The following is a 17,696-nucleotide window of genomic DNA, read 5'->3' on the forward strand; positions in this document are numbered from 1 at the left end:
CCACGGCACGTCGTTGGATTATCACAACGGAGGCCGTCACCCCAGTGTGGTTCCCGGGGCTGTGATTGTCACGGCCCGTCCGGGTCAGCGCGTGTGGTGCGTGGGCTGGCGCTCGAAGACCGGCGTCGCCAGCCCTTCCATCCTGGCCTTGAGCTGCAGCGCCAGATAGTTGGAGTAGTGGCGGCTTTGGTGCAGATTGCCGCCGTGGATCCAGAGGTTGTCCACGTTGGTGGGCTTCCACATATTGCGCAGTTCGCCCTCCCACGGCCCCGGATCCTTGGGCGTGTCCGAACCAAATCCCCAGCACTTGCCGACGGCGTCGGCCACCTCGGGTGAGACCAGATCGGCCAGCCAGCCGTTCATGGATCCGTAGCCGGTGGCGTAGATGATGGCATCCGCCTCCAGCTCCGCTCCGTTGGCCATCACGACGGCGTTCCCGGTGATCTTGCCGACCTCGCCGTTGGCGAGCTTGACCCGGCCGTCGATGATCAGCTGCGAGGCGCCGACGTCGATGTAGTAGCCGGAGCCGCGCCTCAGGTACTTCAGGAAGAGGCCGGAGCCGTCGACGCCGAAGTCCAGGTCAAAGCCGGCGGCCTCCAGCTGGGAGTAGAACTCGGCGTCCCGCTCGGCCATCTCCGCGTAGACCGGGATCTGGGCTTCCGGCAGGATCCGGTAGGGCAACGAGGCAAACAGCAGGTCGGCTTTCTCGGTGGTCACCCCGTTGGCGAGTGCTTTCTCCGAGTACAGGCCGCCGAGGGCGAGGTCCATGAGGGACTCGCTCCGGGCGATGTGCGTGGAGGACCGCTGGACCATGGTGACGTCCGCGCCGTGTTCCCAGAGGTCCGCGCAGATGTCGTGGGCCGAGTTGTTGGAGCCGATGACCACGGCCTTCTTTCCGGTCCAGTCTCCGCCGCCCGGGTGCTTGGACGAGTGGTACTGCTCGCCCAGGAAAGATTCGGCGCCGTCGAACGTGGGGACGCTGGGGTATCCCGAGACACCCAAGGCGAACACCAGCTGCTTGGGGCGCAGGGTGACCGGTTCGCCGTCGCGCACCACCTCCACGATCCATTCCTGCGAGGATTCGTCGAAGCGGGCGCTGGTGCATTCGGTCTTGGACCAGTAGTTCAGCTCCATGATCCGGGTGTAGTTCTCCAGCCAGTCGCCGATCTTGTCCTTGGCCGCGAAAACCGGCCAGTCGTCGGGGAACTTGATGTAGGGCAGGTGGTCGTACCAGACCGGATCGTGGAGGTGGAGGGACTTGTAGCGGTTCCGCCAGGAGTCGCCCGGGCGGTCGTTCTTCTCGATGATGATGGTGGGCACGCCGAGCCTGCGCAGCCGTGCCCCGAGTCCGATCCCGCCCTGGCCGCCGCCGACGATGACGGTGTAGGGCTGGTCTTCGTAGCCGAGCCTGGCTTCCTGTTCCTCTTTCAGTTCCAGCCAGGACTTGCGGCCCTTGGTGATCTCGTGGGCGACACCTTTCTCCCGGTTGGCGCCCTTCTTCTCCTCGAAGCCCTTGAGCTCCTGCATGGTGGTGAGCAGGGTCCAGCATTTGCCGTTCCGGAGGCGCAGATGGGCGTAGCCCCGGGCCTGGGCGGTCTCGAAATTGACCCACGCCTCAGCGTTGGCAGCGTCCCCGGTGGCGTCCTCGGCCAGGGTCCAGTTGCTGGGCTGCACCTCGTCGAGGGTCGCATCGAGCATGCGTCGGATGTCCTCTTTGCCCTCCAGCGTCTTGAGGTTCCAGGTAAAGGAGACGAAATCGCGCCAGTACGAATCGTCGTCGAACAGTTCAAGCACGTCGTCCGTCTTGTGGCTGCGCAGCGCCTCATCGAACTGCGCCAGCCACGCCTCGACCACGCCGTTTGGAGTCTCAGGCATGTTTCCTCTTTCCGTTGCTTAGTGTGGGCCGTTCCCGCTGCATGGCGTCCAGTCCACGCAGTGACCCGCATCACAAGTACAGTTCGCCGGGGGTTACAATCGGGTTACACAGAGCTCTCACGCCCTTGTCCCGCGCTTCCGCTGGTCCGGGGTTGGCGGTAGCAGGACGAGTGCGACGATTCGAGGGCGAGTTGGGAACATGAGCATGCGGCCGGGCAGTCGCTCCATCACGCAGCTCTCGGACCTGAGGTTTTCCGCTCCGGCGGAGTATGCGCGAGCCCTCCGGAAGGCGCATGAGGCCACGGTTTCCGGCGCTCCCAGTCCGCATTTGTCGCCGTCCCTCGTCAAGTCCTGGCAGCGCTCCCTCGCGATGGGCATCAATCCGGACCAGCACCGGCCGCTCCACCGGCATGAAGTCTCCGAGGCACGCTCGCTCAGTGCCGGCCACCGGCTGGCCGCCGTGATGCCGGCACTTTCACAATTGCTGGCCGATGAGACCGCGACCGGGCGCCACCTGTTGATCGTGACCGATCATGTGGGCGAAGTGCTGTGGCGCGTTGGCAGCAAACAGGCATTGAAGCTTGCCGACTCCCTGGAGTTCGTGGAGGGGGCCGACTGGTCCGAATCCGGGGTCGGGACCAACGCCATCAGCGAGGCCCTGGTGACAGGTGCGCCGGCTCAGCTCTTCTCGGCCGAGCACCTCGTGCGGACGCATCACGACTGGGCGTGCACGGCATCACCGATTCGCGACCCTTTGACGGGGGAAGTCCTCGGTGTCCTGGACGTGTCCGGTCCGTTCGAATCCGTAACGCCGGACAGCCTTCGCCTGGTGCGCTGCGGGGTGCGGCTGGCCGAGGAGCTGCTGAAATCTGCTGCCCCGCCCGTAGTCACCGACCGCAGGACCGGGAATGCCTCAGGGTTTGACACCTCGGGACGGGCCGACGCCGGGGCCCAGGCACAGCTGATGCTGCGGCTGCTGGGTGACGCGCCGACTGCGGCGCTCGACGGCGGCACCCGTCGCCCGCTGACGCTGCGCCGGGCCGAGATCCTGGCCCTGCTGGCCTCCCGCACCCAGGGCTGGAGCGCCGATGAGCTTGCCTACGAGATCCACGGCGACGCGGGCACCGCTTCGGCGATCAGGACCGAGATGCACCGGATCCGCAGCCTCCTGGGCAACGTGGTGGAAGCGAACCCCTACCGCTTCCCGTCCACGGTCAGGGTGGTGACGGATGCCTCGGTGGTGGCTGGCCATTTGCGGGACGGCCGGGTTGCGGAGGCATTTGCGGCTTATCCGGCCAAGTTCCTCAACCGTTCGAACAACCTCGCTATCGGCTTCATGCGCGACGAGCTCAATGAAGCCGTCGGCGCCTCCGTGCGGGCCAGCGGTGATGCCCGGTTGATGCTGCAGTGGTGCACCAGCGATATGGGCTCCTCGGACACGGCCGCTGCGGCCACTGCCGCCACACTGATGGGCCCGCTTGATCCGCGCGGCCAGCTGGTGACCGCCCGGATGGAACGGGTCGATCGGGAACTGCGGGCGTAGGCGGACTGTCGCGTCGCGGTCCGTTGGTCCCGGCCCTTTGTCCGGAAGCGGGTCCGAACGCTACGGCGCAGGAGGAACGACGCCGGGGCAACCCTGGCCGTGTGGGTTGCGGAGGCAGTCGTCTGCGTAGTTCCGGGTGATGGAGCGCCAGACGCTCACGGTCTGCGGCGGCGCACTGAATTGCCCCTGGCCCGGGATGGGCAAGGGCGGCCCGCCGTTGACTGAGTACGTGCCCTGGAAATGGGTTGTCAGCACCACCGGGAAGTCGCCGGTCTGGGTGTAGACGTGGCTGGTTGCGGTCTTTTCGCCCCAGCGGTTCTGCGGGAGGGATCCTCCGGCTGCAGTCTGCGGCCCCAGCGAGGTCCCGTCGCCGTAGCTCCAGGTGTACTGGACGGGCTTGGCGACGACGTGCACTTTCTGGCCCAATATCGTGATGTCGAATTGCTGCTCATCCGCGTCTGCGAAGAAATTAGTCTCGGCTCCCCGGAGTGTGTGCGGACTGGGTTGGGCCGTGACTGAGCCCGGAGAGACTGGCAGTCTCTGGAACTCCGTTTGGATCATGGCGGCGATCCTAGGCAGCAAGTCCTCTGGTCTCGGGTCAAAGAGACACGTGGGTCCGGAGTGAAAGGTCCAGGTTGGATTAGGCACGCCGGCCGGGGCTTTCCGCCACACGACGGGAATTCCGTCCTTTCCGTCAGGACCGTTCTTGCAATCCACGAGGACGGCGAGGCACTCCGTGTCAAAGTCGCCACCGCCCAAGTGGCATTGGAGTTCGTACTTGTACTGGAACGGATCGGTATGAGGGACGCCCGGTTGAAGCGCAACAAACTTCCCAGTCGCTGGATCCAAGCGCCAACCGCCTACATTGACGCTGTCCGGCTTCCAATCACTGAAGATATCGGGTGGCTCTGCTTGAGCGAACGCGGGTGCGACGAACACAACTATCGCCGCCGCGACGATCCATGCGCTCAGAGTGCGGCCAGCGCTCACGAATCGCATGACTTAGCCGACGATTCTGCCGACATTTACGACGGTCCATTTCCCGCCGCTGAAATTTATGAACAACAGATTCCCAGTATCATCCGGCTGAGGATCACTCCGCGCAACGCTTGCATCCTGTCGCATGTAGGTGAGCGGCGTTTGCTGCGCCTGAACCACTACCTGGTAGGTTGCCTCGGCATCGGGGACAAATTCACTACTTAGCGATGGTGTGGTGATCTTTCCCCCTACCAACCACCGTCCTTCTGTGTGCCAGGCGTTGATAACGCTCTTTGCCTTTGCACATGGCTCACAAGCCGGTGCCGTAATCGCTTCAAATTCCGCCAACTCTCCAGTCTCATATCCGTCGCTGAGCACGCTAAACCAGTAGGACGCGAAAGCGATTGCACCTTCCTTCGTCTCCGCTTTCGCAGCTTCCGGAAGCACCGGAACTGGCACGTTCTGGGCTCTCCCCGAGGCATCGGCCGGTTTGTAGCTGGGCGTTGGCGTGGGGCTGGGAGTCGGCGTCAGCGACGCCGTCGGACTTGAAGGCTCGGGGGCGGCCGTTGCTCCTGGCGTTGTTCCGCCGCCGGTGCAGGCAGTGATCGGCAACAGGGTCAGCGCGACCAGGACGGCGCACACACGTCTGCGGCGGACGAAGAATGAAGTGCGAGATGTCATGGTCAGCTATTCCCCCCGATAGAAATCAAGACGCCTGGAGCCAAACAATGACTTAAGGGTAACCGACATCACATTTTGGACATCCAAGTTATCCACAGGCGCTCGCTTCACCACCCGGGCTACCGGCACGGGGCGAACAGCATCAGGCTATGGGCGAGGTCCGACAATTTGCCGCCGCGCAACCGCTCCCCGCAAATGCACCGGTCCCTGCCGACTCACACCGACTTACCCGCGTTAGCCTCTGGCGTTTTTCTACAGAGGCCAGAACAATGAACCCATGATGTTCGAACATGCAGACGAAAACCCCATCCTGGTCCTTGACGACGATCAGTGCTGGAAGCTGATTGAGGGCACCAAACACGGCAGGCTCGTGGTCATCGTGGGCGGCGAACCCGATATCTTTCCGGTGAACTATGCCGTGAGCGGCCGAAAGCTCTTTCTCCGGACGGCCCCCGGCAACAAACTCGCGGAAGTGACCATCAATTCCAAGGTGCTGTTCGAGACGGATGGCATCCTCTCCGATGAGGCCTGGTCGATTGTTCTTCGCGGCACGGCCCGGGTGTTGGACCAGTCCGCCGATATCGCAGCGGCAGAGGCCTTGGGGCTCAAACCGTGGGTGCCCACCCTGAAGGACTTCTACGTCGAGATCGAGCCAACCGCGGTCAGCGGTCGCCACTTCCAGTTTGGCGAGCATCCGGAGCGGGAGATTTAGCAGCAGCTCAACGCCGGTGGCCACCGGCCGAACGGCCGGGGACCGCTGGGCACCTGGTGGCCGCCTAGACTTAAACCATGGCGGACAAGCTGACCCCGGAGCGGCGCAGCTGGAACATGTCCCGCATCCGCGGGAAGAACACCAAGCCTGAACTGCTGGTCCGGAAATTGCTCCATGCCAAGGGCTACCGCTACCGGCTTCACGGCACCGCCCGCGGGGGTCGGCTGCCTGGCAATCCCGATCTGGTCTTCGCCGGCCGCCACAAAGTCATCTTCGTCAACGGCTGCTTCTGGCACTTTCATGACTGCCGGGTGGGGCAGCACGCACCCAAGGCCAACGCAGAGTTCTGGGAAACCAAACGCACCCGGACGCGGAACCGCGACGCCGAACAGCGCCATCAGCTTGAACGTTCCGGCTGGGACGTCCTCACCGTCTGGGAGTGCGAGCTCAAGGACCTTTCGGCGCTGGAAAAGCAACTGGACGACTTCCTGCTGGCCGGCGACCCACACCCCGGCACAGCACGTCCCGCCGCAGACCCACCAACCGCCGCCACGGACAGCTAGACCCGGTGGTGGTCGATCAGCCAACCGACCATTTGACGGGCCCGGCCGGCCGCCGTAGCTGAGAGCGACATAAGAATCTCTTGGCGTTCATACGAGACAGACGGTTCCGCCTCGGGTAATATCCGAATCTGGGGACAAGGACCCTACCGGGCCCGCACTTACTCGTACTACTACTCCACGGGAGAGCGCCAGATGCCGAACTTGCTGATGTCCACCACGTCGCTGAAAACCACAACCCGGCAATCGAAGTCTTCCCGGGATTCCCGGCCGCAGGAGTACCGGAGGTCCCCCGAGGTCGATTCCGATCTTGGACCCTTGCGCCTGCAGGTATCCGCAATCATTGATGCGATTCTCTCCGACAGTAAGCCCGAAGAGGCGGAGGTGCGCGAAAAGCTTCGCTGGCATGTCGCCAATAACCCCGGCCAGCCAGAGAAAGCCCTCTTGAGCCATCTGTTGTCCGTATCCGTGTCGCAGGAAGCCGGCTAGCGGAAACTTCCGGGGGTACGTCAGCGGCTGATGGTCGCCTGACGCACCACTTCGCCCCACGACTGTTGCGCAAGGTCCGCTACGGAGGCCAGGATTTCCGACGGCGGCCGCGACAGGTCCAGCGGGAACTCCACCACATCGATGTCCGTGTTGAGGATCCGGCGCAGTTTGATTTCCCCTGCCCCGGGATACACCAGCCAGGCCGTCGGCACCCGCAATGACGTGCAGTACGCCAGCATCCGGTAGTGGTCCCCCGACAGGGACGCCCCGGCGTCGGCAGCGGCCTGGTACTTGGCGTCGTAGACCATCACCGGCCGCCCGCCCAGCAGGTGGACGGCGCCGGGCTGCACCACGATCCGGTCCGAGTCGCGGACGGCCTCATTGAGCAGGGCGTTGTACCGCAGCCGCATCTCCCCCGGGTGTGCCGCCATGGCCTCGCGGAGCGCAGTTCCAACGAAGTCCTCGAACACCACGGACATGTCCACCACAAACGACGCCGACTGCTGCGTGCCGTCGCCGGCCTCCGCCGAAGAATGGCGCAGGATCACCTCGGCGAGCCGCAGGGCGGCCTGGTAGCGGGTGTTCATCCGGCTGGCCCGCCACACNNCGGCAGGGGCGCGCCGGACTGCAGCCGGGTCACGGCCGCGAGCTTGCCCTTGAGCTGGCGGAGCCGGCTCAGCACCTCAGGCCGTACGCCCGGGACCTGGGACATCCGTTCCAGCGCCGCCCGCAGGATGCGGTTCTCCGCGATGTCCTCGGTGAACTCGTCATAGGAAACCTCAAGGGGAACCAGCATGCCGGGCCGCCGCGAGATCTGGTCCGAAATGCGGATCCGGCCCTTGACCGTCCGGAGCGATTCGTCGACATTCAGGTAGCCCTGCAGCACACCGCGGCTGAGCGCCCGGTCCGAGAGCTGGGCCAGCGACTCGGCCAGCGCACTCCACAGATCCGCTTCCTCGACCGCGGCGACGGAATCCTCCCGGAACCCCTGGTCCCCGGCGTAGCCCAGCAGGAACAGGAGCCGGGCCAGGCCGAGGCGTTCCTTGGGCCGGACTTCGAGCTGCACTGTCGGGGTGCGCACTGCGCCGACCTTCCCGACCGGCTCGATGCGGTACATGCCCATGCCCAGGGGCGAGGCATTCGCCAGGCCGCTGCCGTTGACATAGGCCGCGCTGGCAGGGTCGAGCCGTTCGACGGTGCCGCCGGAAAGTTCGTCGAGGACCACCCGGCGGACCGGCTGTGAACCCGACGCTCCGTGCTGGCCGGCCGGCCGGGGTTGGCTAGACGCGCGCAAGGCGGTCGAGCAGTTGGTCCAGTCCAAACCGCTCCTCGAGCTGCGCGCGGTTCAACTGGCCGTGGTAGTGCTCCTCCAGCAGCGGCATGAGCTCGTACTTCCAGATCCGGCGCAGGCCCTTGGGCGTCTGCGCGGACGGCTTCATGAAGTAGGACGGGCCGATCATCAGGTCCCGGTCCCATTCGTCGATGGCATCGTTGAGCGCGTCCATCAGCGCAGCCGGCGTCGTGTCCAGGTCCCGGGCCTGCAGGAACCGCAGCAGCGAACCCTTCACCGGTTCGGTTTTGGGGTGCAGTTCGATGAAGGAGAAGCGGCGGCGAATGGCCGCGTCCATCATCGCAATGGAGCGGTCCGCAGTGTTCATGGTGCCGATGATGTAGAGGTTGTCCGGCAGCGTGAAGGGCTCGTTCGGGCTGTACTGCAGGTAGATCCGGTCGTCGCGGTATTCGAGCAGGAAGTACAGCTCGCCGAACACCTTCGCCAGGTTGGCCCGGTTCATCTCATCGATGATCAGGAAGTACGGCTTGCTCTCGTTTCCGGGCTTGGCGGCTTCCTCGGCTATCCGCCGCAGTGGCCCGGCCACGAGCTTGAAGGACACCTGGCCTTCCTCGGTCTTGTCCGGGCGGAAACCCTCGAAGAAGTCCTCATAGGCGTAGGAGGGGTGGAACTGGACCAGCTTGACGCGTTCGTCCGTGGTGTCGCCGGCGAGCTGGGCGGCGAGATGCTTGGCCAGGTACGTCTTGCCGGTGCCGGGCGGGCCGTACAGCACCAGCTGGCGGTTCTCCTCCAACAGTTCGGCGATCTCCTGCAGCGGCTCCAGGTCCATGTGCAACGACGCGGCGAACTCCTCCGTCAGCGGGCGGAACCCTTCACAGGCAGGTTCGACGACGGCGGCCGGCTCGGTGCCGTCGTCGGGCTCGGCTTCCGCTTCGGCGGGCAGCAGCGATTCCAGTGCCTGGATGACGCGGGTGACGTCCACGACGATGCCGGAGGTGGCCAGCTGCCGCTGCACGTGGCGGGGCAGCTCGGTCATGGTGTGCGCCTCGTCGAACCAGCGGACCTTCCGGCGGAGCCGGCGGTTGTCCTCGCGGTGCTCAGGCTCACCGAGGACCACGCCCACCCGGACGGTGCCGGCGCTCTGGTACAGGGTCAGGTCACCGGGCTTCATAACGGTCAGGAAAGCGAAAACGGCGGTCTTGGTGTCCTCGCGTTCCACGTAGCCGAGGTGCTTGTAGTCCTCATCGACGGCGTGCTGGACCAGCCCGGCAGTGACGCCCGGGTCCAGCAGGCGCAGGTGCTCGACGTCGAGCGTTACCGATTCCTCGGCCTCCCAGGCGCTGAGCAACTCGGCGTTGTCGTGGTGGGTGCGCAGCAGCCAGGCGCGCCGGCCGGGATCCCCCACCTTGCGCCACTGGCTCACCAGTTGCCGGGAGTACCAGTCGATCCGCTGGCCGGCCTGTTCGTCGAGGTGCAGCCGGATGCGGTGGATATCCGCGGAAATTTCTTCGTCGCTGTCGCCCTTGGCGCCACCCACGAGGGAGGCAAACGCGTCGCGGATCTCCTGGCGTTCGACGTCGGCCACGACGGGTTCGAAGTAGCTGGGCCAGACCAGGAATTCGATGCTGCGGCGGATGGCCGGCTGGTCATCGCGCGTGCCTGCCACCAGCAGGTGGAAGGCCAGCGGATCCTTGACGGCGGCCGCGACTTCCCCGGCCGGACGCCGTGCGACGTGCTGCACAAAGCGGCAGAGCCATTTCAGGTGGTCCCAGATGGTCCAGTTGAATTCGGCGGTGCGGTCACGGATGACACCGTGGTCCGTCATGCCCGCATAAAGCTCGTCCGGCAGTTCCAGGGGCGGCTCCAGCCAGGTTGCAGCTTCAGCCACCCGTGCGCGCTTGACCTTGAGCGACTTCACCTCGTGGGCCAACGGCAGGGACTGCAGGAAGAGCAGCTCGACGGCCAGCTGCTTGGCACCCCGGGAGGCGCCCTCCAGATTCTGACGCAGGTTGGTCATCATGGGCGCCTTGGGATCCGGCACCCCGCGGTCGAGGCGGTCGAGCAGCTCCGCGGCGGCCTGCACCGACCAGGTTTTGGTGCGGCCGTCCAAGGCTGACGCTTTGCCCAGCAGCCCTGGCCCCAGGACAAACCAGGCCGCGTCCTCAATCTCCTTGGAGATGCCGAGGGCGCGGTGCATGGCAGGCTTTTTGGATGGGGTCATGCCTTCAATTTACAGGCTTAAGCTGAACGCCCGCATCATGGCGGCGCCCCGAATCTACTGACCGGTAGCTCCGCGCGGTGCCGGAACCGGCTGCTACTTGGCCGCCGGGCGCTTGACGCCGAAGGTGAAATAGCTGCCCGGGCCGACGAAGTTCACCAGAGTCGCCAGCCGCCACAACGTCTTGCTGCCGCGGATCTCCTCAGCCGGGCGGCGTGAGATGTCCCGCTGGGCGGCGACCAGCAACGAGAGCTGAACGACGGCGGCAGTGATGGTTCCGAACTTCGCCATCGGCGAGAGTTCCTTCCAGGACTTCTTCCGGGCGTTCCTCTTGCGCTTGTTCGCCATCATCTGTCCTCGTTTGTTCACCATGATCTGGGCTCCTTGGCTTCCGGGCTGACTGCCCGCGGGTTGTTTATTCTAGGGACGATCCGTGGCCCGAGATAGAGGCTATGGGACCGGTTTGGCGGCTTCAGCGGGAACGGGAGTGAAGCGGTCGAGCTTCTCCTTCTGTTCAGCCGTCAGCCGCAGCACCCGCCCGGTGGCCTCGTCCACGAAGGCCAGGTGGCTGGTGGCGCGGACGCAGTCCTCCCGGGTCACGGGGTCCTGGACGAGGTAGTGGATGTCAAAACTGGCACCCTTGATCGCGCCGATCCACAGCTGCACGACAGCCGGCACGTTGCGGTATTCGAGGGTCCGGACGTAGCGGATCTTGTGCTCGACGATCAGCGCCAGGGTCCCCTCCGGGATGTCGTTGAAGAGGGACACCGGGGGCTCGATGCCGGGCAGCCCCGGTCCGCGCGGCGGCCCGAAGGCCGCGATGCGGGCTTCCTCCAGGATCCGGACAATCTGGACGTTGTTGATGTGGCCGTAGGCATCCATGTCTCCCCAGCGCATCGGGATCTGCACCTCGATGCGCCGGGACGCTGGAGCCGCGCCGGCGGCGCTCAGCTGCGCACCGCCGTCGCGTCGTCGGCCGTGTTTTCCGAAAAGGCCGTCTCCGCGTCTTCGCCGGCGAACTGCGACATGTACAGGCGGTAGTAGGCGCCCTTGAGGTCCAGCAGCTGGGCGTGCGCACCCTGCTCCACGATCCGGCCGGCCTCCATCACCAGGATGGTGTCGGCGTCGCGGATGGTGGAGAGCCGGTGGGCGATCACGAAGCTCGTGCGATCGGTGCGCAAGGCGGCCATGGCCTTTTGGACGAGCACCTCGGTGCGGGTGTCCACGGAGCTGGTGGCCTCGTCCAGGATCAGCAGCGAGGGGTTGGCCACGAAGGCACGGGCAATGGTGATCAGCTGCTTCTCGCCGGCGCTGACGTTGTTGCCTTCCTCGTCGATGATGGTGTTGTAGCCCTCCGGCAGGGCGCGGACGAAGCGGTCCACGAAGGTGGCTTTCGCCGCCTCCATCACCTGTTCCTCGGTGGCGTCCAGCTTTCCGTAGCGGATGTTGTCGTAGATGGTCCCACCGAACAGCCAGGCGTCCTGCAGCACCATGCCCACCTTGGCCCGCAGCGCCGCACGGCCCAGATGGGTGATGTCGACCCCGTCCAGGGTGATGCTGCCGCCCTGGAGCTCATAGAAGCGCATCACGAGGTTCACCAGGGTGGTCTTGCCCGCGCCGGTGGGGCCGACGATCGCCACGGTGTGCCCGGGCTCCGCGGTGAACGACAGGTCCTCGATCAGCGGCTTGTCCGGGGTGTAGCTGAAGGTGACGTGCCGGAACTCGACGTGCCCGTCCGTCTTGGCCGGCAGCTGCTCCGTGGCGGTCTCGGCGTCCTGTTCGTCGGCGTCGAGGAATTCAAAGACCCGTTCCGCGGAGGCGACGCCGGACTGCAGCATGTTGGCCATGCCCGCCATCTGGCCCAGCGGCTGGGTGAACTCGCGCGAGTACTGGATGAACGCGGTGGCGTCGCCCAGGCTCATTCCGCCGGAGGCAACGCGCAGTCCGCCGACGACGGCGATGCCGACGTAGCTGAGGTAGGACACGAACTGCATGACCGGCATGATCATGCCGGAAACGAACTGTGCGCCGAAGCTGGCCTTGTAGAGGGCCTCGTTCCGCTCGTCAAAGCGCTCCAGCATGTCGGCGTCGCGACCGAAGACCCTGACGAGGTCATGGCCGGAGAAGGACTCTTCGATCTGGCCGTTGAGCTCGCCGGTGTTCTTCCACTGGGCTGCGAAGAGCTTCTGGCTGCGGGACCCGATGATGCCGGCGGCCACGGCAGAGAGCGGCAGCGCCACGAGGGCGATGAGGGCCAGCTGCCAGGACACGATGAACATCATGATGACGATGCCGATCACCGTCAGCGCCGAGTTCACGAGCTGCGCGAAGGCCTGCTGCAGCGCCTGTTGGATGTTGTCGACGTCGTTGGTGACGCGGGAGAGGATGTCGCCGCGCTGGCGGGTGTCGAAGTAGTTCAGCGGAAGCCTGTTGAGCTTCTTCTCGGTGTCGTCGCGTAATTTGCGGACCACCCGCATGACCAGGATGTTCAGGACGTAGCCCTGCAGCCAGAGGAAAATGTTGGCGACAAAGTACATCACCAGCACCACGCTGATCAGGAACGCGAGCTTCTGGAAGTCGATGCCGACGCCGGGGATGACGTCCATTTTGGCGAGCATGTCCGCGAAGTTGTCCTGGCCCTGGGCGCGCAGGCCTGCGACGAACTGCTCCTTCGTGCCGCCGGCGGGCAGCTGTTTGCCAACGACTCCGCCGAAGATCACGTCCATCGCCTGGCCGAGGATCCGGGGTGCCACCACGTTGAGGACGACGGCGACCGTCACCATTGCGAGCACGGCGATGATGCCGGCCCGTTCGGGCTTCAGCAGGCCCATCAGCCGTTTCGCGGAGGGCCAGAAGTGCTGGGCTTTCTTTGCCGGCCGGTCGCCGAACATGCCGCCGTCGGCCTCGCCGGGGGTGTATTCCTCTTCGTGGAAGTCGTCGTCCGGCTCAGCGGCCGAGGGATCGGCGGCCGCAACATCGGTGGCGGAGACCTCGGTGTCCGCGGGCGGGACGTTGGCCTTTTCGTTGGTGCTCATGCCACGGCCTCCGCGGTCAGCTGGGATTCGACAATTTCCTGGTAGGTGCCGGAGCTCTGCAACAGTTCCTCATGCGTGCCGCGGTCCACGATCCGTCCGTTGTCGAGCACCAGGATCTGGTCGGCGTCGGCGATCGTGGAGACGCGCTGGCCGACAATGATCACGGTGGCGTCAGCGGTTTTCGCCTTGAGGGCGCGGCGGAGCCTGGCGTCGGTGGCGACGTCGAGGGCGGAGAAGGAGTCGTCAAACAGGAACACCTTGGGCTCCGTGACGAGGGCACGGGCAATGCAGAGGCGCTGGCGCTGGCCGCCCGAGACGTTGGTGCCGCCCTGGGAAATCCGTGAGCCGAGTCCGTTCTTCTTCTCGCGCACAAAGTCGGCTGCCTGGGCCACCGTCAAAGCGTCCCAGAGCTGCTCGTCCGTGGCCTCGGGCTTGCCGAAGCGCAGGTTGTGCTCGATCGTTCCGGAGAACAGGTACGGCCGCTGCGGAACCATGGCCACGCGCTGGGTGATCTCGGCCCGGTCCAGGTTGGTGACGGGGACGCCGTCGAGCAGCACCTCCCCCGATTCTGCGTCGTAGAGGCGGGGCAGCAGGGATAGCAGGCTGGTTTTGCCGGCGCCGGTGGAGCCGATGATCGCCACCGTCTGGCCGGGCTCGGCGGTGAAGCTGATGTCGCTCAGTACCGGCGCTTCGGCGCCGGGGTAGGCGAAGGATACGTTCCGGAACTCGACGCGGCCGGCTTTCCTGGCCGGCGTCACCGGGGTGCGGGCCTCGTGGATGGAGGGTTCGACGTCGAGCACCTCACCAATGCGGTCCGCGCACACGGAGGCGCGGGGAATCATCATCGCCATGAACGTGCCCATCATGACGGCCATCAGGATCTGCAGCAGGTACTGCAGGAACGCCGTCAGCGAGCCGACCTGCATTTCCCCGGCGTCGACGCGCTGCCCGCCGAACCACAGCACGGCCGCGGTGGAGATGTGCAGGATCATGCCGATGGCGGGGAACATCAGGACGAACAGGGCGCCGATCTTCAGCGAGACGTCGGTGAGTTCCTTGTTCGCGGCGCCGAAGCGTTCCGCCTCGTGCGGCTCGCGCACGAAGGCGCGGACGACGCGGATACCGATGATCTGCTCGCGGAGGATGCCGTTGAGCCGGTCGATCTTCTTCTGCATGGAACGGAAGAGCGGCATCAGGCGGACCACGAGGTAGCCCACGACCACCACGAGTACCGGAACGGACACCCAGACCAGCCAGGACAGGTTGAGGTCCTCGCGGAGGGCCATAAAGATGCCGCCGATGCACATGATGGGCGTGGCGACCATGAAGTTCAGCCCCATCAGCATGAGCATCTGCACCTGCTGGACATCGTTGGTGCCGCGCGTGATCAGGGTGGGGGCGCCGAAAACGTTGACGTCCTTCGCGGAGAAGCTGGTGACCTTGCGGAAGACCCCGCGGCGCAGGTCGCGGCCGAACGCCATCGCGGCCTTGGACCCGAAGTAGACCCCGGCGATCGCGGTGGCGACCTGCACCAGGGCGACGCCGAGCATCACCCCGCCGGTCCGCCAGATGTAGTCCGTGTCGCCGCGGGAGACGCCCTCGTCGATGATCTGGGCGTTCAGGCTGGGAAGATACAGTGCCGCGATGGTGGAGGCGAGCTGGAAGAAAATGACGGCACCGATGTATGGCAGATACGGCTTCGAATAGCGCCGTATGAGGGTGACAAGCATGCCCACGAGTCCTTAGGAAATACCGAGTAGATGAGGCTGGAGGACAGCCTGGGAAGGGAACAGCAACCGATGCTCCCAGTCTTAGCAGAGGGGGCTGACAGCCATAGCCATCCAACTCTACGAAACGACGTGCCCGCGCGGAACATTGGAGACGGAAAATCATCCAAACGGCGTACTTTCCCGGACCGTGAACAAAGCAGCGCGGCACCGCGGCCGCCCCGTTAGTCGGGATGGCCGCGGCGCGCTTGCGTGCCGACGGTGCGCTTAGTCGCCCCGGCGCTGGCTTTCGCGCTGCTGGCTGAGCACCTCAACGAATTCCCGGTCGAGGTCCACGATTCCGGTCCCGGCCACGGGTCCGGCGGAAGCAACCGCAGTCGCGGCCGCGGCAGGTGCGGACGGGTTGATCGCCGCAGTCGCGGCCGGGCTGCCGCCGTCGTCGTTCTTTGCGGCGGGGCTGACGATGTCCACGGTGCGCCGCAGCGGTTCTTCCTTGATGAAGAGGATCGCAACCAGGGCGACCACACCGATGATGGCGGAGACCATAAAGATCTGGGCCGTAGCGTCACCGTAAGCGGCCCGCATGATTTCGCGGACGGGCTCCGGCAGGTCCTTGAGGTCCATGCTGGCGCCGGCGCCGCCGGTGGTGGGAATCCCCGCGGCGGCGAGGCCCTCGGTGGCGAGTTCCTTGACCCGGTTGCCCATGATCGCGCCCAGCACGGAGACGCCGATGGCGCCGCCCACCGAACGGAAGAATGCCACGGAGGCGCTGGCGGTTCCGATGTCGCTGGCCCGCACGGTGTTCTGCACGGCCAGGACGAGGTTCTGCATCAGCAGGCCCAGGCCGATGCCGAGGATCGCGGTGTAGACACCGGTCTGCCAGAGTGCGGTGGTGTGGTCGATGGTTCCGGTCAATCCGAGGCCGCTGATCAGCAGGATGGAGCCCGCCACCAGGTACCGCTTCCACTTTCCGGTCCGGCTGATCAGCTGTCCCGAGACGACGGAACCGATCAGGTTGCCGGCGATCATCGGCAGGGTCAGGAGCCCGGCTTCGGTCGGTGATGCGCCGCGCGCCACCTGGAAGTACTGGCCAAGGAAGGCGGAAGAACCGAACATCCCGACGCCGACGGCGATCGAGGCCAGGATGGCGAGGGCTGTGGTGCGCTGGGAGATGATCTTCAGCGGAATGATGGGCTGCGACACCTTGGATTCCACCAGGACCAGCAGTGCCAGCAGGGCAACGCCGCCGCCGACCATGGCCGCCGTCTGCCAGGACCACCAGTCGTAGTAGTCCGGGTTGCCAGCGAAGGACACCCAGATGAGCAGCAGGCTCACGCCGGAGGTCAGCAGGATGGAGCCGAGCCAGTCGATCTTGGCAGGGCGCCTGACGTGCGGCAGCTTGAGGGTGACCTGGAGCAGGATGAGGGCAATGATGGCCAGCGGAACACAGACGAAGAAGGTCCAGCGCCAGCCCAGCGGGCTGTCCACGATGAAGCCCCCCAGCAGCGGGCCGCCGGCGGTGCCCACGGCCATCACGGCACCCATGTAACCGGAGTACTTGCCCCGGTCGCGGGGCGGGATGATGGAGCCAATGATGGCCATTGCCAGGGCGGTGAGCCCGCCCATGGCGACGCCCTGGATCACGCGGGCGGTCAGCAGCAGCGGGATCGTCTCGGACAGGCCCGCCATGACGGAGCCGGCCACGAAGATCACGATGCTGAGCTGGACCAGGACCTTCTTGTTGAAGAGGTCGGCGAGCTTACCCCAGATGGGGGTGGTCGCGGCGTTGGCCAGCAGGGCCGCGGTGATCACCCAGGCGAAGTCAGTCTGGGTTCCGTTGAGCTCGGACATGATCGTGGGCAGGGCGTTCGCGACGATCGTGCTGCTGATAATCGCGGTGAAGAACGCGGCCAGGAGGCCGGTGAGGGCTTCCATGATCTGGCGGTGGGTCATCACCACCGCAGGGGCGGGGGGCATTTCTGTCGTTGCTGCCATGGGGCGCTCCTTAAACAATTTCGGTCGTATTGCTGGATCCGGCCGTCGTTGCCCGGGCTGAAGTCCTGAGGGACTCAGCAAGTTTCTGCAAGGTCTTCGTTGTCTCTTCGACGTCCTGCTCGCTCCAGTCCTGCAGGAAGCCAAGGAGTGTGACAGTGCGCTGGTACTCGATGGAGCGGAGTTTCCCGACCCCTGAAGCGGAGAGGGCAATCAATTGAGCCCGCCCGTCCAGCGGGTCGGGACGGCGGACCACATAGCCCTGTTCTTCCAGTTCGGCAATGTGCCGACTGAGGACGGGGGCGCTGACTCCGAGCCGCTCTGCGAGTCCGGTGGCGCGGGTTTCCCCCTCCCCCACGAAACGCAGGACGCCCTGGAGCGCCACCCCGGTGTCCTCCCCTCGAAGCTTGATCGCGGCGACACAACGAACGGCGCGCTGCAAATCGAAAATCTGGTGGACGAGTCTGGCCGCGGTATCCGGCTCTACTGCCATGGAAAACCCCTTATGTTTGCCTAAGGCAACAATGTATCAGAAATTTAGTTACTTTGGGAAACTAACCCTTTTCCTGAGGGGGACCGGCTTAAACGCCAAGCG

14 protein-coding genes and 1 pseudogene are annotated in these 17,696 nt (G+C 65.3%); 4 read left to right on the top strand and 11 right to left on the bottom strand.

Features of this window, described 5'->3' with window-relative positions; all coding sequences use genetic code 11:
• Positions 1-84: 84 nt before the first annotated feature.
• Positions 85-1,875, bottom strand: coding sequence for an NAD(P)/FAD-dependent oxidoreductase (locus K789_RS0103190; protein WP_024365487.1), 1,791 nt, complete (start codon positions 1,873-1,875; stop codon positions 85-87).
• Positions 1,876-2,080: 205 nt separating this feature from the next.
• Here K789_RS0103190 and K789_RS0103195 point away from each other — a divergent pair, with 205 nt between their 5' ends.
• Complete coding sequence (locus K789_RS0103195) at positions 2,081-3,418, top strand: helix-turn-helix domain-containing protein (protein WP_024365488.1); 1,338 nt, start codon at positions 2,081-2,083, stop codon at positions 3,416-3,418.
• Positions 3,419-3,478: 60 nt separating this feature from the next.
• On the opposite strand, the gene K789_RS24935 is transcribed toward K789_RS0103195, so the two are convergent.
• A complete protein-coding gene (locus K789_RS24935) occupies positions 3,479-3,844 on the bottom strand; it encodes a PKD domain-containing protein (RefSeq protein WP_237739499.1) in 366 nt (121 codons plus the stop codon).
• A gap of 576 nt (positions 3,845-4,420) precedes the next feature.
• Positions 4,421-5,077 (bottom strand): DUF6318 family protein, encoded by a 657-nt coding sequence (locus tag K789_RS24940; RefSeq protein ID WP_128081549.1) that lies wholly within the window; start codon positions 5,075-5,077, stop codon positions 4,421-4,423.
• 277 nt (positions 5,078-5,354) lie between these two features.
• On the opposite strand from K789_RS24940, the gene K789_RS0103205 reads away from it, so the two are divergent.
• The 3 genes from K789_RS0103205 (at position 5,355) to K789_RS0103215 (ending at position 6,838) form a co-directional block, all read left to right on the top strand.
• Positions 5,355-5,789 (top strand): pyridoxamine 5'-phosphate oxidase family protein, encoded by a 435-nt coding sequence (locus K789_RS0103205; protein WP_024365490.1) that lies wholly within the window; start codon positions 5,355-5,357, stop codon positions 5,787-5,789.
• A 77-nt stretch (positions 5,790-5,866) separates the two neighbouring features.
• Complete coding sequence (locus K789_RS0103210) at positions 5,867-6,352, top strand: very short patch repair endonuclease (protein ID WP_024365491.1); 486 nt, start codon at positions 5,867-5,869, stop codon at positions 6,350-6,352.
• A gap of 192 nt (positions 6,353-6,544) precedes the next feature.
• A complete protein-coding gene (locus K789_RS0103215) occupies positions 6,545-6,838 on the top strand; it encodes a hypothetical protein (RefSeq protein WP_024365492.1) in 294 nt (97 codons plus the stop codon).
• A gap of 20 nt (positions 6,839-6,858) precedes the next feature.
• Here the strand turns inward: K789_RS0103215 and K789_RS22170 are convergent.
• The 8 genes and pseudogenes from K789_RS22170 to K789_RS0103255 form a co-directional block, all read right to left on the bottom strand.
• A pseudogene (locus K789_RS22170) lies at positions 6,859-8,063 on the bottom strand (5-methylcytosine restriction system specificity protein McrC).
• Positions 8,064-8,118: 55 nt separating this feature from the next.
• A complete protein-coding gene (locus K789_RS0103225) occupies positions 8,119-10,350 on the bottom strand; it encodes an McrB family protein (RefSeq protein WP_024365493.1) in 2,232 nt (743 codons plus the stop codon).
• Between the two features lie 93 nt (positions 10,351-10,443).
• Complete coding sequence (locus tag K789_RS0103230; protein ID WP_237739500.1) at positions 10,444-10,719, bottom strand: hypothetical protein; 276 nt, start codon at positions 10,717-10,719, stop codon at positions 10,444-10,446.
• 78 nt (positions 10,720-10,797) lie between these two features.
• Positions 10,798-11,244: an acyl-CoA thioesterase gene (locus K789_RS0103235; protein WP_024365495.1), complete on the bottom strand. Its 447-nt coding sequence runs from the start codon at positions 11,242-11,244 to the stop codon at positions 10,798-10,800.
• 50 nt (positions 11,245-11,294) lie between these two features.
• A complete protein-coding gene (locus tag K789_RS0103240) occupies positions 11,295-13,382 on the bottom strand; it encodes an ABC transporter ATP-binding protein (protein ID WP_024365496.1) in 2,088 nt (695 codons plus the stop codon).
• Complete coding sequence (locus tag K789_RS0103245; protein WP_024365497.1) at positions 13,379-15,112, bottom strand: ABC transporter ATP-binding protein; 1,734 nt, start codon at positions 15,110-15,112, stop codon at positions 13,379-13,381. Before K789_RS0103245 ends, K789_RS0103240 begins: the two co-directional genes overlap by 4 nt.
• 264 nt (positions 15,113-15,376) lie before the next feature.
• Positions 15,377-17,104: an MDR family MFS transporter gene (locus tag K789_RS0103250; protein WP_024365498.1), complete on the bottom strand. Its 1,728-nt coding sequence runs from the start codon at positions 17,102-17,104 to the stop codon at positions 15,377-15,379.
• A 10-nt stretch (positions 17,105-17,114) separates the two neighbouring features.
• Positions 17,115-17,594: a MarR family winged helix-turn-helix transcriptional regulator gene (locus K789_RS0103255; protein WP_024365499.1), complete on the bottom strand. Its 480-nt coding sequence runs from the start codon at positions 17,592-17,594 to the stop codon at positions 17,115-17,117.
• Positions 17,595-17,696: the final 102 nt, after the last annotated feature.

It is taken from the genome of Arthrobacter sp. TB 26 (assembly GCF_000427315.1).
Lineage (GTDB): Bacteria > Actinomycetota > Actinomycetes > Actinomycetales > Micrococcaceae > Arthrobacter.